General features: G+C 56.4%; 16 protein-coding genes. 13 read left to right on the top strand and 3 right to left on the bottom strand.

Going from position 1 to position 23544, the window contains the following annotated elements; genetic code table 11:
• Nucleotides 1-120 precede the first annotated feature (120 nt).
• From hemQ to hemL, 6 genes are read left to right on the top strand one after another with little or no spacing between them, the layout of a single operon-like run.
• Nucleotides 121-855 carry a hydrogen peroxide-dependent heme synthase gene (gene hemQ, locus JTP09_RS03525; RefSeq protein ID WP_204877216.1) on the top strand — a complete coding sequence of 245 codons (735 nt, stop codon included), beginning with the start codon at nt 121-123 and terminating at the stop codon, nt 853-855.
• Nucleotides 855-2183, top strand: a complete 1329-nt coding sequence (locus JTP09_RS03520; protein ID WP_204877048.1) for a ferrochelatase — start codon at nt 855-857, stop codon at nt 2181-2183. The genes hemQ and JTP09_RS03520 overlap by 1 nt, the downstream gene beginning before the upstream one ends.
• Entirely contained in the window at nt 2155-3186 is a 1032-nt protein-coding gene (gene hemC, locus JTP09_RS03515; protein ID WP_204877046.1) for a hydroxymethylbilane synthase, read from the top strand. Before JTP09_RS03520 ends, hemC begins: the two co-directional genes overlap by 29 nt.
• Nucleotide 3187: 1 nt before the next feature.
• Entirely contained in the window at nt 3188-4045 is an 858-nt protein-coding gene (locus tag JTP09_RS03510) for a uroporphyrinogen-III synthase (protein ID WP_204877044.1), read from the top strand.
• Nucleotides 4046-4081: 36 nt separating this feature from the next.
• Nucleotides 4082-5110: a porphobilinogen synthase gene (hemB, locus tag JTP09_RS03505; protein WP_370592485.1), complete on the top strand. Its 1029-nt coding sequence runs from the start codon at nt 4082-4084 to the stop codon at nt 5108-5110.
• 34 nt (nt 5111-5144) lie between these two features.
• Nucleotides 5145-6470 carry a glutamate-1-semialdehyde 2,1-aminomutase gene (gene hemL / locus JTP09_RS03500; protein ID WP_204877042.1) on the top strand — a complete coding sequence of 442 codons (1326 nt, stop codon included), beginning with the start codon at nt 5145-5147 and terminating at the stop codon, nt 6468-6470.
• A 532-nt stretch (nt 6471-7002) separates the two neighbouring features.
• On the opposite strand, the gene JTP09_RS03495 is transcribed toward hemL, so the two are convergent.
• Complete coding sequence (locus JTP09_RS03495) at nt 7003-7689, bottom strand: 3'-5' exonuclease (protein WP_204877040.1); 687 nt, start codon at nt 7687-7689, stop codon at nt 7003-7005.
• A 124-nt stretch (nt 7690-7813) separates the two neighbouring features.
• Between JTP09_RS03495 and JTP09_RS03490 the strand changes: the two genes are divergently transcribed.
• From JTP09_RS03490 to JTP09_RS03480, 3 genes are all read left to right on the top strand, one after another.
• Entirely contained in the window at nt 7814-8203 is a 390-nt protein-coding gene (locus JTP09_RS03490) for a hypothetical protein (RefSeq protein WP_204877038.1), read from the top strand.
• Nucleotides 8204-8265: 62 nt separating this feature from the next.
• On the top strand, nt 8266-11772 hold the full coding sequence (locus JTP09_RS03485) for a UrvD/REP family ATP-dependent DNA helicase (protein WP_204877036.1): 3507 nt from the start codon (nt 8266-8268) through the stop codon (nt 11770-11772).
• Nucleotides 11773-11792: 20 nt separating this feature from the next.
• Nucleotides 11793-15695: an ATP-dependent DNA helicase gene (locus JTP09_RS03480; protein ID WP_204877035.1), complete on the top strand. Its 3903-nt coding sequence runs from the start codon at nt 11793-11795 to the stop codon at nt 15693-15695.
• Between the two features lie 74 nt (nt 15696-15769).
• Here JTP09_RS03480 and JTP09_RS03475 read toward each other — a convergent pair whose 3' ends face one another.
• Nucleotides 15770-16903 (bottom strand): phosphotransferase, encoded by a 1134-nt coding sequence (locus JTP09_RS03475; protein WP_204877033.1) that lies wholly within the window; start codon nt 16901-16903, stop codon nt 15770-15772.
• Between the two features lie 195 nt (nt 16904-17098).
• Here JTP09_RS03475 and nudC point away from each other — a divergent pair, with 195 nt between their 5' ends.
• The 3 genes from nudC (at nt 17099) to JTP09_RS03460 (ending at nt 20809) form a co-directional block, all read left to right on the top strand.
• Entirely contained in the window at nt 17099-18214 is a 1116-nt protein-coding gene (nudC, locus tag JTP09_RS03470) for an NAD(+) diphosphatase (RefSeq protein ID WP_370592484.1), read from the top strand.
• A gap of 163 nt (nt 18215-18377) precedes the next feature.
• A complete protein-coding gene (locus tag JTP09_RS03465; protein WP_204877032.1) occupies nt 18378-20189 on the top strand; it encodes an ATP-dependent helicase in 1812 nt (603 codons plus the stop codon).
• 23 nt (nt 20190-20212) lie between these two features.
• The gene (locus tag JTP09_RS03460) at nt 20213-20809 is read left to right on the top strand and encodes a M48 family metallopeptidase (protein WP_204877030.1); all 597 of its coding nucleotides are present in this window, start codon (nt 20213-20215) and stop codon (nt 20807-20809) included.
• Between the two features lie 102 nt (nt 20810-20911).
• Here the strand turns inward: JTP09_RS03460 and JTP09_RS03455 are convergent, their stop codons facing one another.
• Nucleotides 20912-22273 carry a zinc-dependent metalloprotease gene (locus JTP09_RS03455; protein ID WP_204877028.1) on the bottom strand — a complete coding sequence of 454 codons (1362 nt, stop codon included), beginning with the start codon at nt 22271-22273 and terminating at the stop codon, nt 20912-20914.
• Nucleotides 22274-22413: 140 nt separating this feature from the next.
• On the opposite strand from JTP09_RS03455, the gene JTP09_RS03450 reads away from it, so the two are divergent.
• A complete protein-coding gene (locus JTP09_RS03450; RefSeq protein ID WP_204877026.1) occupies nt 22414-23535 on the top strand; it encodes a PDZ domain-containing protein in 1122 nt (373 codons plus the stop codon).
• The last annotated feature ends 9 nt before the right edge of the window (nt 23536-23544 follow it).

The following is a 23544-nucleotide window of genomic DNA, read 5'->3' as shown; positions in this document are numbered from 1 at the left end:
CACCCCGAGAATCGCTCAGAACAGCACACAGGCGGGCACCCTGCCTACTCCCACAGCTCATCGCACTCTTCAGCCAGAACATCCGGTTACTCCCACGGCGCTCGTGGCGGACGTCCGCCCATGCCCACCGCTAAAGACGCCAACGGCAAAATCCAGGGGCAGCGCCCCGGCGAGGTAGCCGAAGGTGATAGCCAGTTCCACTATGCCCTGTATACCGTCTTTGCCCGTGATACCCAGGCAAGTGCCTCCGCAACCTCTGAGGCAGCAACCCAGCAAATCACCGACCTTGTTGCTGATCTGGAGAGCCGCGGCGTCATTGTTCGCGGTTTCTATGATGTCTCAGCGATGCGTAACGACGCTGATATTTTGGTCTGGGTACACGGCGCTGTGCCCGAGGATTTGCAGGCAGCAATCCGCCAGATTCGCCGCACCGATGCCTTCACCGGTACCAAGATTGTTTGGTCAACTATGGGCGTACACCGCGACGCTGAGTTCTCAGCCGGTCACACCCCCTCATTTGCCAAGGGGCTGCCCGCTCAGGATTGGGTCTGTGTTTACCCTTTCGTGCGCTCCTTCGACTGGTACACCCTCAACCCCGAAAAGCGCCGCGAGATCATGAAGAACCACGGTCTCAAGGGCATCGACTTCCCCGAGGTTCTACCCAACACCATCGCAACCTTCGGGCTGAACGACTACGAGTGGTTGATCGCTCTTGAATCACCTAAATTGGTATTGATCGTGGATCTCATGCGTTCCTTCCGCAACACCGAAGCGCGTCACTACGTGCGCGATGAAATTCCCTTCTACACCGGACGTCTCCTTGAAGCGTCAGAAATTGCTGAGGTTCTCGCCTAATGACTGCTACCGTACTCAACGATATTTGCCCCAACCTCACCGACCCTAACAACACCGCCAGCAACGGCCCGGCGGCCCTCGATGAGACAACAGTTGAGAGCTACCACGGCGAAGAAAACCTCACCCGCCCCCGCTCACAAGCACCGGATGACTATGACTTGGTTATTCTCTCGTCCTTTGGTGGCCCCGAAGGTCAAGAGGACGTTATTCCTTTTCTTCGCAATGTCACCCGCGGTCGAGGTATTCCCGATGAACGCCTAGAAGAAGTGGCAACCCACTACCGCGCCAACGGTGGTATATCACCCATCAACGCCCAGAACCGGGCACTGCTGGCAGCCCTGCGCGAAGCGATGGAAGACCGCGGCCCCAAGGTACCCATTACCTGGGCAAACCGTAACTGGGAACCCTACGTGAACGACGTTGTTTCCCAGGCATACGAGGACGGCGCACGCAAGATTCTAGTTCTTGCCACCAGCGCCTACCCCGGCTACTCATCATGCCGTCAGTACCGTGAGGATTACGGTATTGCCCTTGAAAAGCTGGGTCTCGAAGGCAAACTGCAGATTGATAAGGTCCGTCAGTTCTGGGATGCCCCCGGCTTCATCAAATCATTCGTTGATGGTCTGGTCGATGGTCTCAAAGAAGTACAGGCTGGAGTGGAAGCCGCTGAAAACCCCGCTGCGGGCAACGGCAAAATCCGCGTCATGTTCTGCACTCACTCAGTGCCCACCAGCGCAGCCAACGAAGCAGGCCCGCGCGGAGTAGATTATGAAGGTGGCAGCGCCTACGTTGAAAAGCACCTGCAGGCAGCACGAGCTGTTCTTGCCGGGGTCGAAGCTATCGACCCCGCCCTGCTCGATAAGGTCGAATGGGAACTGGTCTACCAGTCACGTTCAGGCCCTCCCACCATGCCTTGGCTCGAACCCGATGTGAACGACGCTCTCGAAGAACTCAAGGGCGCAGTAGACGGTGTTGTACTGGTACCACTAGGCTTCGTCTCGGATCACATGGAAGTCAAGTGGGACTTGGACACCGAGGCGCTCGACACCTGTGCCGAACTCGGCTTTATTGCCACTCGCACCCCGACCCCCGGCATCCACCCCGATTACGTTGAATCACTGCGCCAGCTCATCGCTGAACGTGTCAGCTCAACAGCGCCGTCAGCCGACCCCGCAGAAATCCAGGCGCAGCGTGATACCGTGTGCGGTTCACGCGGCTGGTTTGACGCCTGCAACCCCGATTGTTGCAAGTCAAGCCGCCCAGGCTCAGACAAGCCCGTGATCGCTAACTACACTGGGGATGACACCCAAGGCGGTGCTCGTGGCTAAGTACCTTTTGGGTACCCGCGGTTCAGCCCTCGCCATGGCCCAGTCGGGCATGGCGGGGCAGCGCGTGGCGCAGGCAGGCGGTTTCGAGGTTGAACTTGTCACCGTCAAAACTGAAGGCGATGTACTCACCGGCCCTCTCTCACAGATGGGGGGCACCGGAGTCTTCGCCGCAACCCTGCGTACCCGCGTCCTGGATGGCACCGTGGACTTTGCGGTTCACTCCCTTAAAGATTTGCCCACTGCACAGGCAGAGGGGCTAAGCATCGCGGCTATTCCCGAACGTGAAGACCCCCGAGATGCCCTGTGCGCCCGCGACAACCTGACCCTGAGCCAGCTGCCCGAGGGAGCTCGCGTGGGTACCGGTTCGCCGCGTCGTGCTGCTCAGCTGCTGGCAGCTCGTCCTGATCTGACCATTGTTGATATTCGTGGCAACGTGGGTACCCGACTTGCCCGTGTAGCTGGCTTAGAAAAGTACGGCGTCAATGGGCACGGTATCTACGGCACGAAAACAATGGCTACCGCAACCGGTGACTGCGATGCGGTAATTCTTGCTGCGTCAGGTCTCAAACGCTTGGGGCTTGAAAAGGTCATTACCGAGTATTTGGATCCGCTGACCTTCCTCCCTGCTCCTGGGCAGGGGGCGCTGGCATTAGAGACCCGCAGTCTTGAAATTGCCGCTACCGAATCAGCGGAGCCTTCAGCGCTTGCCGCCGCATTGATGGCGCTTGATCATCTGGAAACGCGCATGGCAGTGACCGCCGAACGTGCTCTGTTACGTCGTTTAGAGGCGGGGTGCGCTGCCCCCGTTGGCACCTACGCCCGCGTTGAAGAGGGCATCTTGGTGCTGGACGCAGTTGCCGCCCACCCCGATGGTTCCACCGTGTTACGTCAGAGCGCGTCAGCCGATGAGCTGACCGTTGAAGTGGCGGAATTGCTGGGCATTCGCTTGGCAGATAACCTGCTAGAAAATGGGGCTGCTGAACTGACGGGGCTTACCCTCTAGGATGCGGGTTATTATCACCCGGACGCCTGACGCCGCCGCCGAACTGATAGAGAGTTTGCGCGGCGGTGCTCAGCGTGCCCATCTGGGGCAGCTGAAGATTGCCTGCGCGCCCATTTACCAGGCAGTAGCCCTGACGAAGAGCTTGTCTGACAGTCACTTAGCAGATGCTCACAACTATCGGTGGGTGACTTTTACCAGTGCCAACGGGGTGAAAGCAGCCGAAGTAAGCGCCCGAATGCTGGCTGGAGACAGCGCAAAGACCGAGACCGGTGCTACCACCGGTGATCTCGCCCGTCTGCTGAGGGGTGCCAAGGTTGCTTGCGTGGGAGCCGCAACCCAAAAAACTCTGGAGCAGTACGGGGTGCGCGTTGATTTTGTGCCCACAGTTGCCGAGGCCCTCCATATGGTGGCTGAGTGGCCTGAAAAGGCAGGCGCAGGCGGCACAGTCTTGTGTGTGCAGGGTGATCATGCGAGAGACACGTTATCGCGCGGTCTTACCGAACTCGGCTGGCAGGTGGAGAGCGAGACAGTCTACACCATGAGACCCTACCCAGCGCACAATCCTCTGGTGCCCGTGGGCACAACACCTGAGGGCGTAGATCTTCTGAGTCTGGAACAGGCACAGGAACAACTGCACGATACAAACCTTATTATCGCAACAGCACCCTCTTTGTTAAGGGCGCTGGTAGCAGAGGCGGGGAGCAACCTACCGCCTGTAGTCGCCATCGGGGCAACCACCAAGTCAGCCGCCCAAGAACTTGAGCTAACTGTGATCGCAGCCGCCAGCCCACGCGCGTCCGACCTCGCTGATACTGCCCTTGAGCTGCTGACCAGCAATCCGCGGCAGAACCTAACCTAAAATTTTTGTCCATCCTGAAACCAAGGAGTCTACGCAGTGCAGAATCTTTCATCGACACCGGCACTTAATCTAGTGACCCGCCCGCGCCGTGTACGCACCACTGCGGCGATGCGCAGGCTGTCAGCTCAGACCTCGCTTGAACCGCGTAACCTGATTCAGGTGCTATTTGTGCGTGATGGTATTAGCGAACCTCAGCCGATCGTTTCAATGCCCGGTCAATTTCAGCATACCCTTGAAAGCCTGGTGTCCGAGGTTCAAAAAGCAATCGATGCCGGTATTGCCTGTGTTGATCTTTTTGGCGTTCCTCGCGAAGAAGACAAGGATGAGACCGGTTCGGTTGCATGGGCTGAGGACGGTATTCTCAACCGCGGTCTTCGCGTTCTGCGTGAAAAGTTCGGTGATCAGATTGTGATTATGGCTGATACCTGCCTGGACGAGTTCACCACCCACGGGCACTGCGGCCCGCTGACCCAGGATGAATGGGGTAATGAGGTTGTTGATAATGACCGCGCCGTTGAAGCCTACTGCGCGATGGCTATTTCTCAGGCGAAAGCCGGGGCACATACAGTCAGCCCCTCGGGCATGATGGACGGTCAGGTGGGCGCCATTCGTGATGCCTTGGACGAAGCTGGCTACACCGATGTGTCTATCATGGCGTATTCCGCCAAGTACGCTTCAGCTTTCTTCGGGCCCTTCAGAGACGCGGTGGGATCCACCTTCAAAGGCGACCGTAAGACCTACCAGCAAGACCCCTCCCAGCGTCGTGAAGCTCTTCTTGAAGCTCAGCTCGATATCGAAGAGGGTGCAGACTTTGTGATGGTCAAGCCCGCTATGGCGTATCTTGATATCGTGCGGGAGCTTGCCGAGGTTTCGCCCGTGCCCGTTGCCGCCTACCAGGTGTCGGGGGAGTACGCAATGATCGAGGCTGCCGCTGAGAAAGGTTGGATTGACCGCGAGCGCATTGTCCTGGAGTCTTTGATGGGTATTCGCAGAGCGGGTGCCGACATGATTTTGACCTACTATGCTACTGAGGTTGCTCAGTGGCTGAACCGCTCGGTTCGTTAGACTGTTACGTTGAGTGCGTGAGAAAGAGTGAGAAATGACTATTAATGAAGATTTGTTTGCCCGTTCTCGTGCGGTGATTCCCGGTGGCGTGAATTCTCCTGTGCGAGCTTTCAACTCTGTTGGTGGTACTCCTGCTTTCATGGTGGAGGCACAGGGCGCTTACATTACCGATGCTGATGGCCATAACTATGTGGACTTGGTAGGCTCGTGGGGCCCGGCAATTTTGGGTCATAAGGACGCGCGGGTTATCGAGGCGGTTCATGCTGCTGTTGAGCGCGGTTTGTCGTTTGGTGCGTCCACCGAGGCTGAGACGCAGCTGGCGGAGTTAGTGATTGATCGTATCAATGCTGCTCTTCCCGGTGCGATTGAGCAGATTCGTATGGTATCAACCGGTACTGAGGCGACGATGACTGCTGTGCGTTTGGCTCGCGGATACACAGGTCGTGACAAGATTATTAAGTTCTCGGGCTGCTACCACGGTCACGTCGATGCTTTGCTCTCTGAAGCTGGTTCGGGTGTAGCGACCTTGGCGCTGCCGGGCTCTGCTGGTGTTACTGCGGCTACTGCTGCTGACACGATTGTGCTGCCCTATAACGATCTTGAGGCGGTGCGCGCGGCGTTTGAGCGTTACCCCGGTGAGATTGCTGCGGTTATTACTGAGGCTGCGCCCTGCAACATGGGTGTGGTGACCCCTCATGAGGGCTTCAACAAGGGTTTGCGCGAACTGACCCAAACCAATGGCGCGTTGATGATTTTTGATGAGGTGCTCACGGGCTTCCGCGTTTCTTCCGCTGGTTACTGGGGTTATGCTGCTCCCACTGATGGCGGTTGGGTACCCGATATTTTCTGTTTCGGTAAGGTGATCGGCGGTGGCATGCCTATTGCTGCTCTTGCTGGTAAGCGCGAAATTATGGAGTATTTGGCTCCCACCGGTCCGGTTTATCAGGCAGGTACCCTCTCGGGTAACCCGATTTCGATGGCGGCAGGTATTGCAACACTCACCGCGGCTGACGCTCAGGTATATGCAACGATTGATGAGCGCTCTCTACAGTTGCAGAAGGCACTGACCGAAGCCTTTAACGTTGCCGGGGTGGATTACAGTATTCAAACTGCTGGTAACCTCTTCTCCGTAGCTTTCGGAAGCTCAGAGAAGGGCATCCACAACTACGATGACATCAAGGCATCTGAGACTTACCGCTACAACGCTTTCTTCCATTCCATGCTGGAATCAGGTATTTACTTACCGCCAAGTGCTTTTGAAGCGTGGTTCCTTTCATCTGCTCACGATGACGGCGCTATGGAACGCATCGCTCTGGCTCTGCCTGATGCAGCTGAAGCCGCGGCACAGGCAACCGCCTAAATAAAGCTCGCAGCTAAAAACTCACAGGCTAGGTGTTTATCCGTAAGCAGTGAGCTACCCCGCTGTCTAAAAAATAATTGCCCCGGTGTTTTTCACCGGGGCATTGTTTTTCTACCGCATTCTGTGGCTGACAGCAGTGGTTGATAGTTTTTGGGTGTCTCTGCCGTTGAGTCAGTTGGTAGCCATGAGCAAACGTGCAACTGGCAAACCTGCCAAAGTCTCTGCGACGTTTCCTCTGCTAAAGTGCGCCGTTGAAAGATAGAACAGCACTCCGGGAACCATTGTCACTATGGCAGGACCAGAAAACGAGACGCGCGAGAGCCTGCGCTGGCAGCAGCGGTGCAATAATTTTAGCCAGCAAACCAGCGGCAAAGACAACCCCAACCTCAACACAACAGCTGACTGACGTACCAACCGTTCATGGTGCATACAGGTAGAACCAGGAGTAATACTGCGGGTAGATTCAGACACAACAATCCTTGGGAGGACGAGGGGACTAAGAGAATGATTGATGTACTGAAAGAACGGTGGATCAGGCGCGAATAGGCCATGCCCCGTCAATAGTTGCATCTTTGCCCACACGATCAAAGTAGGCTTGCAAATCAGCAGCCTGAGCCCGTGCCCAGCCAATTTGTGCCTGGTGCAGGGTCGCTGCGTCCTGCTCAATCTCTTCGGGATACTCAAAGCTCATTGCGGTCAACAAGCGTTCAGCAGCAACAGCATCGGCGCTCGAGGTGTGCGCGTCCGCAAGTTCAACACCGTACTCGGCGCTCAAAACCTCAAGCGTGCGCTTGCCCTTTTTAAACTTGTGTACCTGCTTATTAATCACCAGTGGATCAAGCACAGGGTAAGCATTGAGCGGTGGGTAGCCGTGACGTGCCAGCTCGTGGTGCATCACCGAAAAGTCGTAGGCAGCGTTAAAGGCAACAACGGGTACACCGTCAGCAAAAAGACCGCCCAGAGCCATCGCAACCTCGTACACCACCTTCGCAGCGGGCTGACCGTTAGCACGAGCGTACTCGGTGGTAATGCCGTGAACATCAGAAGCCCCGGTGGGAATCTCAACGCCGGGGTCAGCCAACCACTCACCCTTGCGTAATATCTCGCCCTCAGCATCTACCAGAATGAGTGATGCCGTCACAATGCGAGCGGTGCGAACATCAATACCGGTGGTTTCAAGATCGAAAGTAGCCCGAGGGCTTTCAGTCCATGAAGTCATACCTTTAAGGGTACACTCATCAGCCTTCACCGAAAGACCCTCGCACCCGATACCGGCTACAGGGTGCCAGTGCTAGAGTCTGAAGAGTAATGGCAGGGTAACCAACGATCAGAAAATGTGCATCATGGCTCGAAACTTTGGATCCCGTGGGGGAGCGCAAGGCTACCTCAAGCAGGCTCTGAATATTGGTATGAAGATTGCTTCACAGCAAAGCCGCGGACGCTCGGGCACATTCTCCACCCTATCGCGGGTAGTGCGGTTGGCGCAGTCTGCGGGTTTGCTCGATGGCAAACGTCGCGGGCAGAGCAATCATAACAATAGGCGTGGTGTACATTACGAGCAGTCGCACCAATCGCCCTATGATCGCCCCTTCAAGGATTACCGCGGTGGGTCAGGGTACGACGCTTGTGGTACTCATACGCGCGGCACATCATCTCAATCAGCATCCCAGTACGCAGCTGCGCAGCTTACCCGTCACTTACCGGCAATTCTGCGAGGCATGAAGAAAAAATAATTTTTTCAAGCGGTGGGCGAATATCGCCCTAAAATGTCAGTCACCTCTGCAAGAATAATGGCATGGATACTTTGGGGCAGACACACACTGGCACTACCACCGATTTTCTGGCGCAGATAACCGGCGGTCGCGCCGGCGTTTTGGTGGGGGCACCTGGTACCGGTAAGACCTACCGTCTGCTCGAACTGGCTACCGAATTTATGGCTGCTGGTAGTGATCCTGCGCGTCTGCTAGTGCTCACTCCCTCGCGTACCAGCGCCACCCGCTTTCGCGATGCGCTGACCAAACGTATCAACACGACTTTTTCTGCTGCCCCCACGAGAGCATGGCAGGCATACGCCTACGACATTCTGCGTAGAGCCCATGCGGCTGAGCTTCTCCCCGGTCTAGACTTTGCGCCCAAACTGCTTTCGGGGCCCGAACAAGATGTGATGATTAAAGAGCTCTTGGAAGGGCATCGTCGTTTTCTCACAGGGCCCCGCTGGCCCGATGAATTGGGGGAAGCTATTGCTACCCGCGGTTTTCGCCATGAGGTTCGCGACTTCTTTGACCGACTAGCAGAGTACAACCTTGACCCGCAGACCGTTGCCCAGTGGGGTGAGCGCACCGGCACACCTGAGTGGGTGGCTGCAGCCCAGCTGTACACCGAGTACCAGCAGGTGCGGCGACTGCGCGCCCCCAACGCTTTTGACCCCTCAGCGCTGATTCACGAAGCTGTGCGGGTACTGATGAAGAACCCCGACTTTCTGGCTGCCGAACGTACTCGGTTTGACCTGGTGCTGGTGGACGATCTGCAAGAGGCAAGCCCCTCAATCTACCGTCTGCTGGCGGTACTCACCGGAACCAACCTGGCATACCTACTGCAGGGGCATAAGATCGCCCCAGGCGATGACCCATTGGTCAATGCCTGCGCCCTAGCACCCACCGCGGTGCTGAGCCTGTGTACCGATACCGTAGTGCAGGGCTTTCGCGGTGCCCGCCCCGATTACGTGGGCAAGATCCGCGACATGTACGAAGACCTCGTCATTGAGACGCTGGAGACCTCCTACCGTATGCCAGAGGATATCGCTTCAGCCTGGGCAGCTGTTGCCGAGCGCATCCCGCATGCGCCGGCGGGGTTGAGCAGCCCTCGCGTCCTCGCGTCCACCCCCGAAACCGAATACGTTGAACAGGCACTGCCGCCACTGGGCGACGACCATCAGCTGTTAGACCCCGAAAAATCGGCGGGCAATGACCATCAGCTGTTAGACCCCGAAAAATCGGCGGGCAATGATGCAGCTCTTGAAACATTCACCGTTGATACCCCTCAGCTGGAGGGGGCACTGCTTGCCCAGATGATTCTTGAAGATCGTCTGCACCGCGGCAGAAGCTACAGCCGCAGTGTAGTGATTGTGCGTAACGGGACTGAAGTGCAACGTATCAAGCGTATTCTGGAGGCTCAAGGCATTCCTGTGGCTACCTCAGCTGCTGAAACTCCGGTGCGTGATGAACCTGCCGTCCGACCCTTTCTTGATGCTTTACGTTTGGTTATTCAGGCAAGCACTTCGCAGACAAGTATCGAGCTAGAACCTGTCGAAACAGAATCTGCAGAGGGGGAGCAGCCCGACGAAGAGACAGCGGCAACCGGTGCTGCCCTGGATCTCGGTTTCGAAAGCGCCGTTGCCCTGCTCAGCTCCCGTTTGGGTGGTGCATCGGCAATGGATATTCGCAATCTGCGTCAGGTTTTACGCGGTGCTGAGTTGCGTGCCGGTGGCACCCGCTCATCGGAGACCCTGCTCGTAGAGGCACTGCTTGACCCTGAGCTTTTACCGGGCGGACGCGAAGGAATCGCTGCCCGCCGCGTGGCACGTGTTCTGCAGTCAGGCAGCCGCGCGCTAGAAGAGCCGGGGGCTACCGCTGAAACAGTGCTCTGGGCACTGTGGGAGGCATCGGGGCTGGCTGATATCTGGCATAAGGCGTCAGCTACTGATGACGCCACCGGCATAAGAGCCCACCGTGATCTTGACGCCATCATTGGTCTCTTTGAAGCTGCCCGCCGCTACGTGGATCAGATGCCCGGAGCAACCGCCGCTCAATTTTTGGATTACATCGACTCTCAAGATCTGCCGATGGATACTCTAGCTGCAAGGGTGCAAACCATTGAAGCAGTGGAGATCTTAACCCCGGCAACCGCTGCCGGGCGCAGCTGGGATATCGTGTACGTCAGCGGTCTACAAGAGGGTGTTTGGCCGAATACTACGGTGCGAGGCACACTCCTTCGCACCCAAGAACTCATTGACACCGTGGAATACGGCCCCGACATTGCCCGCACTATGACTTACACCCAGCGCGTTCGAGACACCAGAGCTGATGAGCTACGGATGTTCTCTGCCGCTATTTCTCGTGCCTCACAGCGCTTGATCTGTACCGCCGCGTCCACCAATGACTTTTTACCCTCAGAGCTTTTAGACATCGTAGCTCCCACCCAGCACCGCGAAAATGTAGAGGTACGTAGACCAATGACCCTGCGTGCGCTGGTGGCAGAACTACGCCAGTACGTAGCTGATCAGGACGCTGACCCTGTGCGCGCCCACCACGCCGCGGCGCTGCTTCACCGGCTCAAAGACAAGGAACAGACCAATAACTTTGAGGTGCCCGGTGCTCACCCCGATAGCTGGTGGGGTCTGCTGCCGCTCTCCTCTGGGGGTACAGCCCAGCCCGCCGAGGAGCCGGTGCGTATTTCTCCTTCGTGGGTAGAGACAATCCATACCTCCCCGCTGGATTGGTTTGTGCATGCAGCCCGTGCAGAGGCACTCACCGATGTCTCGCGTTCAATCGGCTCCCTGGTACACGCTATTGCCGAAGACATGCCAGAAGCCTCCGAAGCTGATCTGCTCACTGAACTGCGCCAGCGCTTTACCACTCTCAACCTGCCTGACACCTGGGAGACCGACAAACTCTTTGAACGCGCCCAAGAAATGATGAGCAAGTTTGCCACCTACGTGAGCGAACTACCCTCTACCGGGCGCTCCCTGGTGGGCATTGAAGGCAGCTTCAGCGTTTTCGTACCAGGCCCCGCTAAAGACGCGATACTTTCCGGACGTGCAGACCGGCTAGAGATTGATCAGGCAGGTAAGTACGTCATCATCGACCTGAAAACCAACAAAGATAAGCCCAGCAAAAGCGATCTTGAAAAACACCCGCAGCTTGCCAGCTATCAGGTTGCCCTTGAAGCCGGCGCAGGGGAACAGATGGTCGCTGAATTTCAAAACTCCGCCGATTCGCCGCGTCCGCCTGCACCGGACATAACGGAGACCGCCCTGCCCCACCTTATGAATTTGCAAGAACTCTCCGGTGGTGCCTGGCTTATCCAGCTAGGCGACGGCACCAAAAAACTCAGCCAACAGGAACAACCCCCACTGACCACCGAAGACGCCTGGGCTGTAGAACTTATCAACCGAGCCGCCGAACTCATTTCACTCGATACTTTCCAAGCCCGCCACGGAACAAGATCAGCCTACACCCACGGTTGTAAACTGCCCGAAATCTGCCCCCTGTGCGCTCGCGGGCGCCAGATTACCCAGAGCTAACGTAAAGGTTTCTGACACAGATGACTGACCACAAACTACTGACTTCTTTTGAAATTGCCGATGCTCTGAGCAAACACCGTCCCACTGATGAGCAGTCTAAAATTATTGAGCTGGGGCTGGTGCCCCGGCTGGTGGTTGCCGGTGCAGGCTCTGGCAAAACAGCAACGATGGTTGATCGCGTGGTCTGGCTGGTTGCCAACGGTTTTGTGCGCGCCGACGAGGTTTTGGGCGTGACCTTCACCCGTAAAGCAGCCGGTGAACTGCGCGAGCGCATGAGAAACGGCATCGAAACTCTGCGCGTTCAGGGGCTGTACACTCCCGAACCCGGCGACGAGGGTATATCCACCGATCCGGTGGTCAGTACCTACCATTCCTACGCTCATACCCTGGTACAGAACTACGGTCTTCGTTTGGGTGTTGAGCAGGACGCGCAGATGCTGGGGCAAACGCAGGCGTGGCAGCTGGTTGCCCAACTCGTGGAGTATTACGAGGGAGAGCTGCCGTCAAAAGGCATGTCGAAGAAAAATCTAATTGGTGCTGTGGTTCAGCTTGCTGGTGACTGCGCTGAGCACCTGGTACCTCTTGAAAAGGTACAAGAGTACTGCTTGAACCAGTACTATGCACTGACGAATCTGGGTAAGCCCGGTGCTGTCACCAACCGCAACAAGCTTGCCGAGAACATTCATGCGCGTGTTATTGTTGCTGAGCTTGTGCAACGCTATATTCGTCTCAAGCAGTCGATGCAGGTGCTTGATTACGGTGATCTTATTGCTCATGCGGCGCGTATTGCGGCAACCGTGCCTCAAGCGGCTGAGTCTGAACGCGCCCGTTTTAAAGTGGTGCTTCTTGATGAGTTCCAAGATACCTCTCACGCCCAGATGCGCCTGTTCTCTGATCTCTTTGGGGGCACCCAGCGAGCCATTGACGCTAAGGTGCGCGAACCTCACCCGGTCATGGCTGTGGGCGATCCCAAGCAGTCGATCTATGGGTTCCGCGGGGCGTCTGCCGGGCAGCTCTTTAGCTTCTACGAGTACTTTCCCACTGAAGATCCCACCCCCAGCTTTCTCTCGACCGCTTGGCGTAATGATACCGCTATACTCGATGCAGCCAACACGGTTGCCGCGCCCTTAGCCCAGCAGCCCGAGTGGGCGCGCTCGTCCTCAGAAGTAACCCTGCCCGATTTACAACCGCGGCCCAAGGCAGGTCAGGGCAGTGTTTTAGCGGGTGCTTACGAGACAGAGGAACAAGAGGCAGCAGCTATCGCCGGGTTGATTGCTGAGCGACGCGCGCAGGCGGGGGACCAACCGGTACCCACAATGGCGGTGCTGACCCGCACCAAAAACAGCATGGAACCCCTGCGCGTAGCCTTTGACGCTGCTGAGATTCCCTACCAGGTAGTGGGTTTGGGTGGGCTGCTTGATACTCCCGAGGTTGTTGATCTCACCAGCATCATGCACGTGCTCTCAGACCCCGGACGCTCGGACGCCCTGATGCGGATTCTCACGGGTGCGCGCTGGCGCATCGGTGTTGATGATTTACTAGCGCTGGCAGAGTGGTCAAAGTTTCTTGAAAAACGCCGTGAGATTTTAGTTCGTGAAGGTATTGAACTTGAGTTGAGCGGTATGCAAGAGGGGCTGGATGTTGAGGAGCTGCTCAGCATAGCCACTCAGTCGGCTGCAAGCGCCCAGGAACTCATCGCTCAGCACAGCCAGGCGCGTACGCCAGCCGCTCTCGAAGAGAAAACACGTCAGGCGGCTAAAGCACGCTGGAACCAGGTGAAAGCTGCCGCTGAATCTGATATCGTCGATAACTCTTCGCTGATTGAAGCCCTTGAGAATCTGCCAGATCAGAACTGGGCGTCACCTCTTACGGGGCGTTCTTTTACCAAAACCGGTTACTTGCGACTGCGACGTATAGCTGATGAGCTTGATTATCTGCGTCAGTTTATGGCTGATGATCTGGTGACGCTGATGCATCGCATTGAAGAGACCACTCTCATGGATATCGAAATTGCGGCGAAAAGTCAGGTTAACGCTTTGACAGCTCGCCGTCATCTCGACGCTTTCCATGAGGCAGCTCAGACGTATCTGGCAAGCGCGCCACGTATCAACGCCACCTTGCTTGCTGGTCGTGACGGTGTGATTGAGAGCGAGGACGCTACCGGTGAGGTTCGTTTTTCTCTGAATGCTTCGTCAGCCTCGGCAACGGGTGTTGCTGGATTTTTGGCGTGGTGCGAGCAGGCTGCTGAACAGGAGAAGGGTCTATCTGTTTCGGGGGAGGAGCCGCGTCGTGATGTGGTGCAGATTCTGACGGTTCACGCAGCTAAAGGCTTGGAGTGGGACCACGTGTATGTTCCGGCGTTGAGCTCTGGTAATTTTCCGTCGGATAAAGACGAGCCTTGGACGCAAAACGCTAAGATGCTGCCCTGGGCGTTGAGGGGCGATGCTCAGTATCTGCCTCCTTTTAATCCTGAGACCGCAGAAAACCTTAAAGAGTTCAATGATGATCTTGAGCTTTTTAAGGAACTGGGGCAGGAGTATTCTCTGGCTGAAGAGCGCCGTTTGGCGTATGTTGCCTTCACCCGTGCGCGGTCTTTGCTGGTGCTCACCTACTCCCACTGGCTGGGGAGTAAGAAGCCGCCGGGGCGTATCTCGCCGTTCTTGCGTGATTTAGTTGACTTGGATGCCCGTGGTCGTGCTCTGTACTTCCGCCACCTGCAACAACTCGAAGCTGTGCCTTACGATTTAATGGACGCTGAGCTCTTGCCCGAGGGCATTGACGGGGTCGATTTATTGAGCGCAGCGCAAGAAGCTGAAAAGGCTGGGGAAGCTCAGGTGCCTCTTGAGGTGCTGAATACGGTTGCCCACCATCAGACCTTGGGTGAGAACCCCCTGCAAGCAGCGGTGGTGACGGCGCTGTGGCCTTTTGACCCGCTGGAGGGCCCGCAGGTTCGCAGGTGGGCTTCTGCGCAGGAGCTTGACCGTGCCAGTGCTGAAGCAGCGCTGAGGGATGAACAGCCCGAACACGGTGACCCGGCTGCTGAATCGCAGAGCCTGACGGAGCTTTTCTTGAGTTCGCGCCGCGCCCGATTAAATCGAGCCGCCCACAATGTTGTCAGGGGTGGTCTTGAAGAGGGGGAGCCAACCCCTGATGCTTCAGATAGTTTGGAACAGCGTACTTACGCTCAATCTGCTGAGACTGCTCGCCACTGGCAGGAAGAGACAGAGCTGCTGCTGAGTATTCTGAACGCCCCAGCAATCGAGAAGAAAACCGAGTTACCCGAGCACCTAAGCGCGTCCCAGCTGGTTGCTCTGAGCGATAATCCGGTGCAGGTGATGGAGCAGTTCCGCAGGCCTATGCCGATGCGTCCGACGATTGCTGCGCGTCAGGGCACAGCTTTTCACTCCTGGATTGAGGACTACTACGATCAGCAGTCCGTTCTTGATTTCGAGGAGGATTTCGCTGACGATGAGGTTGAAGAAACTCTGAATATGGATCAACTGCGGGAGAACTTTAAGAGCTCCCGGTGGGCTGACCTGCAGCCGTGGAAGGTGGAGTATCCCATCGAAACTCCGGTGGACGGCATTTCGGTGCGCGGACGCGTGGACGCGATTTTCAAGCAGGTGGAGCAGGACGGTACCGAGAGCTGGGAGATGGTGGACTGGAAGACCGGGCGGGTGCCGACAAAGCAGGAGCTGGCGCATAAGCAGGTGCAGTTGGCTGTCTACCGGTTGGGTTTTTCGCGTCTCATGCAGGTTCCTTTAGAGAATGTTTCAGCGACCTTCTACTATGTTGCCAGCGGTGAGGAACGTCAGCTTGATACCAAACGGTACCCGGACGCTGCTGCTCTGGAAACGTTGATTCGTCGGGCACGTAAAGCAGGGCAGAACGCAGGATGGGGTGCAGATCAGAGCGCGAACTAGAACCAGGATCAAAAAGTTTCAGGCTCTACCGGAATGTACCCGGTAGAGCCTAAAAACTAAGAGTGAGTAGCTTCTTATGCCCTGACTGAGCCACCGCTTGAGGTACCCGGTGCATCGGGGTGCGTGGGCGCGTCCAGCTCTGCTGCGGAGGGAGTAGTAAGCGGTTTGCGTTCGGCGGCGCCTGTTGCAGGGTTCCACGTAATAGTGGGATCGTTACCGGGGGCTGACTCGTCCTCAATGAAAGCGGGAAGTTTTTCTTCCTCCACGATTTCTCCGGCTGCTCGTAAATCAGCCTCTAAGCCCTGAAGCATCGATACACCTTCAGTAACCATGGAGTCATCATCGAGTTCAATACCGCGTACCAGCCACTGGGCAAGAGCGAACTCGGCGTAGAGGTTGGCGCGAAGCATGAGGTTGCGATCCGGTGCCTGAGGCATTTGACGTGAGTAGACCTCAAATACTTCGTCGCTGAAACTCTGATCAGAGCAGGCAAGCAACCAGGAGAAATCTATGGCGGGGTCGCCCACGCAGACTTCTGACCAGCCGGTGACTTCGGTAATGTGCTTTTTATTGAGCACTAGGTTGTCTTCGCTTAGATCCCCGTGTACCACACGAGGGCGGAAAGTCCACAGGTTGTCATCGTGAACCATATCTTTCCAGCGTTTGAGCAAGGCACTAGGCACCTTGCCAGTAGCTTCGGCGCGCTCAACATCGCGAATGCGGCGTTCTTGTAAGTCGGTTGCCGAGTAGACCGGTAGGTCTGCTTCATCGATGATGGTTTCTGGCATCACGTGAATAATGGCAATCATTTTGCCCAGCTCTGTGGCGAGGTTTTCGTCTGCGCGGGCGGCATGGCGGGAAAATTCTGCCAACTCATCGATATCGTGATGGGTGCCGGGAATGTGCGTGTAGATGAAGGTCTGCATACCGTTCAGGGGTACCGTTCCCACGATGGTGGGCACCTCAAAAGGCAGGCGGGCGCGCAAGCCGGCAGAAAAAGACTGCAAGATAACGTGTTCAGCTTCAAGGCGGACACTTGCTTCTGGGTGGCGCGGTGAACGTACCCGCCAACGTTTCTTGGCGGAGTCGATGATGACCGCAGAGTCGAAGTCTGCGGCGTCGTCGGCTGAGGGCAGGGCAGCCACCGGGTAGAGTCCGGGCACACCTGCAGAAACGATAGCGGCTAGCTGAAGCGGAGTAACAGTCACGTATCTAAGGGTACTAAAGATAGTTATCACATCACACTGGAAGGGAGTTATACCTACCACAAGACGGTAGGGGTTTCACGACCGGCGCAAAATATGGCGGGTGCGTGAAGAGCTCTTCGAGTCAGATGACAGTACGGTATAGCCTAGAGACACCGGTGAAGCCTTTACCAACTACCTACGAAAGAGAGTTGTGACGTGAGTTTTGCGCCCTTAGGGCATATCCCCTTGAGTAGTAGCGGTATGCGTCGTTTTGATGAGATACGCGATCAACCGGGGTTTTTGCCGCATGCTGTTGATGTTTTTGGCGGCGCGCAACCTGTTGCTGAACTTTATCCTTGGCAGGCGCGTCCTGCTCTGATTGTGGTGCGCGAAGCTGAGGTTGCGGTGAGGGTACAAGATAGCACTATTTCCCCCTATCTTTTTGACCCGTCAGAGTGCGACGTGGCAGCTTTGCGCCGTGCTGCGCAGCCGGGACAGCACCGGGCAACTCTGGTGTACATCGGTGAAGTCAGCGATGCAGCTGGGGTTCGACCGGTCCTTGCCCTGATTGCGGAAGAAACGGATTATCTGTTATCGGCAACGAATGCGTTCTGGGCAGATACGCCGAGCGTGGGGGAGGACGCGGCACTTCACTCTTCGGGAGATGAGACTCTCTCTGCATGGTTGAGTGTTCGTGCCTTTGCCACTTTGGGCTTTGACGAGCTGCCCGAAAACCACAGCGAACGTGCCTGGGGCGCTGTTCTTTCTGCGGCATCAGCGCTTAAAAATTGGCACCGTTCGGCTCAATTTGACCCGGCTTCCGGAGAACCGACCACCGTTCACCGTTCTGGCTGGGCACGTATGAGCGCTTCGGGTAGAGAGCTTTTCCCTCGCACCGATCCTGCGGTGATTACTGCGGTAACGGCTGTCTTTGACGGTGAAGACCATCTCTTGCTGGGGCACGCTAATGCCTGGGAGCCGCGCAGATTCTCTACCTTTGCAGGTTTTGTTGAGGTTGGCGAATCCCTCGAAAACACCGTTGAACGTGAGGTCTTTGAAGAAGCTAACATCGTAGTGGAATCCATGAGCTATCGAGGCTCTCAGCCCTGGCCTTTTCCTCGTTCTTTGATGCTGGGCTACCGGGCGGTGGCGTCAAATCCACAGGACGCGCGCGGTGACGGGGATGAAATCGGTGAGGTGCGCTGGTTTACTCGTTCTGAATTAGTGCAAGCTAAAGCAAACGGATCAGTGATTCTGCCAGGACGCAGCTCTATCTCTCGTAAACTGATTGAAGAGTGGCTCCAAGAAGGAACCGATCCCGCTACTCTCTAGGCTGATGAGAATACCCGCGCCATTAACCCACCGGCGTCCTCTATCTGCTGAGCGCTTATACTCTAGTACCTGCCACCGGTGTGTTCTATCTCTTCTCGCCAAGAAACCTAAGGATCTACTAGACTAGAGTGCCTGCCGTTTCTCTTCAAAGGGAGTTTTACCTGTGTCGATAACACCGCTTGCGGTTTCCGCTATCACACCCGAAAAGATCTTAGAGGGTCTTGATCCCGAGCAGCGTCGGGTTGCCACCGAACTTGAGGGTCCCATGTGTGTACTTGCAGGTGCAGGCACCGGTAAAACCAGAGCTATCACCCACCGCATTGCCTACGGCATCGCCATCGGCAGGTACGTACCTCAGCGCGTCCTTGCCCTTACCTTCACCAACCGCGCAGCGGATGAAATGCGGGTACGACTGCGCCAACTGGGCGCGGTAGGGGTGCAAACGAGAACCTTTCACGCCGCAGCGCTGCGTCAGGTGCAGTACTTTTGGCCGCAGGCAGTGGGCGGACCACCGCCCACTATTGTGCCCCACAAAGCTCAGCTGATTACCGAAGCAGCCAACCGTCTACGGCTGACCACAGACCGCGCGACCGTTCGTGATCTCGCCGCCCAGATTGAGTGGGCGAAGGTGAAAGTTCTCACCCCTGATACCTTGCTACCGCACCTAGAAGGGCGCGCGCTGCCTAATAACATGTCAGCCCTTGATCTGGTGCGACTCTACCGCACCTACGAAGAACTCAAAGACGAACGCCACCTCATTGATTTTGAGGACGTTCTCTTGCTGGCTGTCTCTTTTCTCGAAGATGACGAGACAATCGCAGCGGCTGTGCGCTCGCAGTACCGACACTTTGTGGTGGACGAGTACCAGGACGTTTCGCCCCTGCAGCAGCGCTTGCTGACCGCGTGGTTGGGTAACCGAAATGATCTGTGCGTGGTGGGCGATGCTTCGCAGACCATTTACTCTTTTACCGGGGCAACCAGCAGGTTTCTGACGGAGTTTCGCACCCGCTATGAGAACGCCCAACAGGTCAAACTGGTGCGCGACTACCGCTCAACGCATACGGTAGTTGAGTTGGCAAACACCCTTTTGAATGCCCGTAAAGCGCAGCGAGATTCAACTCCCGGTAGCTGGGCTAAGCCCCTAGAGCTGGTGGCTCAGTGCGGTACAGGCCCTGCTGCTGACTGGATCGAGGCAGCGGATGATGAAGATGAAGCCCACCGTATTGCCCGCGATATCAAAGAACTCATCTCCTACAACAAGGTGCATGCTCGCGATATAGCGGTACTTTTTCGAACTAACGCGCAATCGGCTGCCCTTGAACAGGCTCTGAGCGAACACGGTATTAACTATCAGCTGCGCGGTGCCGAACAGTTTTTTGCCCGTCCTGAGGTTCGCAATGCACTTACCTTATTGCGTAATTCAGCCCAGGCGCAGACAGGGGAGAAGACTCCCAATTTTGTGCGCGATGTGCTGAAATCTTTGGGGTATTCCGATAAAGCCCCGGCATCTTCGGGGGCGGTACGTGCCAAATGGGAGTCTCTTGCCGCTCTAGTATCAATGGCTGATTCGCTCACTGCGGTGCGAGACAAAGAAATCGAACAGGCACAGTCGAACGGTGCCAGCGAGCTACCCGCCCCGCTGTCTTTGCACGAGTTCGTGGCGCACCTTGCCCAGCGTCTTGCCAACCAGGACGCCCCCTCCATGGACGGCGTCACCCTCGCCTCCCTGCACGCAGCGAAAGGTCTGGAATGGGAGGCGGTCTATCTCTGCGGACTCAATGAGGGGCTCATGCCCATCTCTTTCGCTAAGACCAGCGATGACATCGATGAAGAACGCCGCCTGCTTTATGTTGGTATCACCCGTGCCCGCAAGTACATCACCTTTTCCTGGTCACTGTCACGCACCCCCGGCGGGCGCCCCAACCGTAAGCGTTCCCGCTTTTTGGACGCGCTCGCTCCACAGAGCATTTACTAATCTACTTCTTGAAAGGTTCGACCGTGCCCACTAGATCGCGCGCGTCCGTCCGCAAACCCTCTACCGAGTACCTTCCGGCAACGGACGATCACCCGGAACTCGAGATTGTTCGTTCGCCGCGTCGTACTAAAACGGTCTCAGGATCTTTCACACCCGAGGGGCGGGTACGGCTTTTAGTGCCGGTGCAGACTACGGACGATGATATTTGGGAGTACCTGGAACACCTTTTGCCGCGCATCATCCGTCAGAAAGAAACCCAGGACGCGCGTAAGCGTACTTTCGTCAGTAACGACTACCTGGTGCAACGGGCACAAAATCTAATTGCGCAGTATCTGCCGGAAGTTGAGCTACCTCAAGAGATCCGATGGGTCACTAACCAATCAACCCGGTGGGGTTCAGCAACCCCCGCAACCTCGCGCATCCGCCTGAGCCACCTGCTGCAGGGGGCACCGGAGTACGTGATTGACTACGTGCTGCACCACGAGCTGTGCCATTTTGTGTACCTGAACCACAGCGCAGCTTTTAGAGGGCTGGAAGCACGTTATCCACGCACCGCTGAAGCCAGAGCCTTCCTCGAAGGTCTGAGTTTTGGGCAGCAAAAGAACGCATCCGCTCGCTAGATGATAAAGAACCACCCGCTACATGCCCGACAGAAAATATGCGGGCAAAACAGCGGGTGGTTTCTTCTACAGATAGGTAGCTAGTGAAAGCGTGAACAAACCTTAGGGCTTTTCATCGGGCTTGTTGTCGCCTTCTTCATCGGGGGCATCGTACCCACCGGAGAGCAACTTTTCTAGAGCCGCGTCAAAGTCTTCATCGGTGGAGTTGAGGAACTCACTGCGATCCTCAAAAGCCTGAGAATCCTCTAGCTCATCGCTGGTGGGCAGGTTCTCGGGTGCGTTCCAGAGCTGGTCGCGGGCAGCTGCACCGTGCTCAGACTCGTAGCCGCGCCAGAAGTCGGTTGCCTCGCGGAACTTGCGGGGCTGAACCTTGAGACCGAGCAGACCCTGAAAGAGGTGCTGGACGGGGCCACCATCAGCGCGTCGGCGGTTCATTACCTCACTCATGCGGACGGTTGAGGGCAGGTTTTTGGTGGCTTCTTCGGTAACAACGGTTGCCCAGCCATCAATGAGCGCCAGTAAGTTCTCTAAACGGTCGAGAGCAAGTTTTTGATCTTCAGTGTGCTGGGGTTCGAACATCTCGGCACTGAAGGCTTCTTGAATACGTTCGGGATCCATGGAATCGAGATCGATTTCCATTGCCTGTGACTGCATACGTTCAATATCAACGTGAATGCCGCGGGCAAAACGCTGAATGAGTGCCATAATGTCTTCGCGCAGCCAGGGAACGGTCTTGTGCAGACGGACGAGGGCAGCCTCACGCACTGCCAGGTAGAGCATAACTTCTTGGGCTGGAATTTCAAGACCGTCGGTGAACTTCTTGATGGCATCGGGTAGCAGAGCACTACGTCCTGAGACCAGAGGAATACCGATATCGGTGGTGGAAAGAACCTCGGTGGAAAGGTGAGCTACGCCCGAGCCGATCTGCATACCGAACATCATGGATCCCAAGTTGCCCATAATGTTGATGCCACCGAGCATAGACTTCATCTCTTCAGGAATCTGCGATGAGATAGAAGAGTTCATAGCGGCGGTGGTCTCTTCGGCAACGGGCTGGGCAATCTCAGTCCAGGTGTCAAAGGAATTCTCAATCCATTCAGCGCGTGACCACGCCTCGGTGGAATACTCCGGACGCGAGAACTCAACCACAGGATCAAGCCATAAATCAGCCAGCTGCGAGGCGTCTTTAACCGCTGACTTCTGGTTCTCAGTCACAGAAGGATCCTCATTGCTTGCGGCAACCTGACGGGCGTGCTGACGCGCCTGATCCCAGTTCACGCCCTCACCCTGGTTGCTCATCATGGCAGAGAACTGCCCCATGATGTTCGAAAGCATCGCGGGGTCAAGGGGAATACCCATGTTCTTCATATCATCAGCGTTGAAACCGGCACCGCCGTTTTCTGAGAGCTTCTTAAAAAATTCTTCAAAGGGGTCTTGACCGTTGCCAAAAGGATTCTGTGACATACAAGTGTTACCTTTCTAGAGATTAATGCGTGCAGATTACTTTCAAGCCTACAGTTTTTTGCTGGGTATTTGGTGAGTATCGTCGCTCGCTGCTCGCGCGAACTGCGCTCGGTGAGAAGAGTCAGGGTATTCTAAAAGGCATGACTTCATCACCCCGCCGCCGTTTTTTTCGCGCATCGTCAGTATCTTCGGCATCCGCGTCCGCATCGCAGCCCCGGTGGACGTTGGCACGCACTTGTGGGGCAGTAACCGCTATCTTGACGCTGGGGTCTTTTGCCGTGCCAGTGAAGTATGTAACTGAGCAGCCCGGCCCTACCTTCAACACCATCGGTGAATACGAGGGCGCGCAGCTGATTGAGATTGAAGGGCGAGAATCACACCCGGTGACGGGCAATCTTGATATGACTACGGTATCTGTAGCGGGTGGTCCTAATACCAATATCACTGCTCTGTACGCGCTGGCGAATTTCTTTGATGCAAGTTCAACGGTGCTACCGAGCGATCTTATCTACGCTCCGACCGTGACTCACGAAGAAGTGACGGCGCAAAACACTGCGGAGATGACTAACTCTCAGGAGGTTGCCCAGGCAGCTGCGCTGAATTATCTGGGGGAGGACGTGAACGAGAAGCTGGTGGTGAATGATTTAGCCCCGGACAGCGCGAGTAAAGGGCTCCTTGAGCCTGGGGACGTTGTTGTTGCGGTGAACGGTCAACGCCTGAATAAATACTCTGAGCTGACCGAGCAGGTACAAGCATCTGAGGGGCAAAAGCTGAGCGTCACCGTTGAGCGCGATGGCAAAGAACGCACCGTTGAGGTGACCCCTCGTTTTGATGAACAGTCACAAAACTACTTGCTGGGACTGATGATTACCCGCACCTACGATTTTCCTTTCACAGTGAACTATGGGCTTGAAGAGGTGGGCGGTCCCAGCGCGGGGCTCATGTTTGCCTTGGGTATTATTGACGAGCTGAACAAAGAAGAGATGACCGGTGGCAAGCACTTTGCCGGCACGGGAACCATTGACTCCGACGGCACTGTTGGCCCTATCGGCGGTGCGCCCCAAAAACTGGTGGGAGCAGCGGACGCCGGTGCCACCGTCTTTTTCCTGCCCCACGACAACTGCGCTGACGTTACCGGGAAAATCCCGGACGGGCTGACCGTCATACCCGTCAAAACCCTCGACGATGCAGCCACCGCACTGAAAGATATCGGTGCCGGACGCGCGTCCGCACAGAGCTTCGACGCCTGCCCTGCGCCCTAAACACCAACA

It is taken from the genome of Rothia sp. ZJ1223 (assembly GCF_016900985.1).
GTDB lineage: Bacteria > Actinomycetota > Actinomycetes > Actinomycetales > Micrococcaceae > Rothia.
This window is presented reverse-complemented; position numbering and strand designations above follow the sequence as displayed.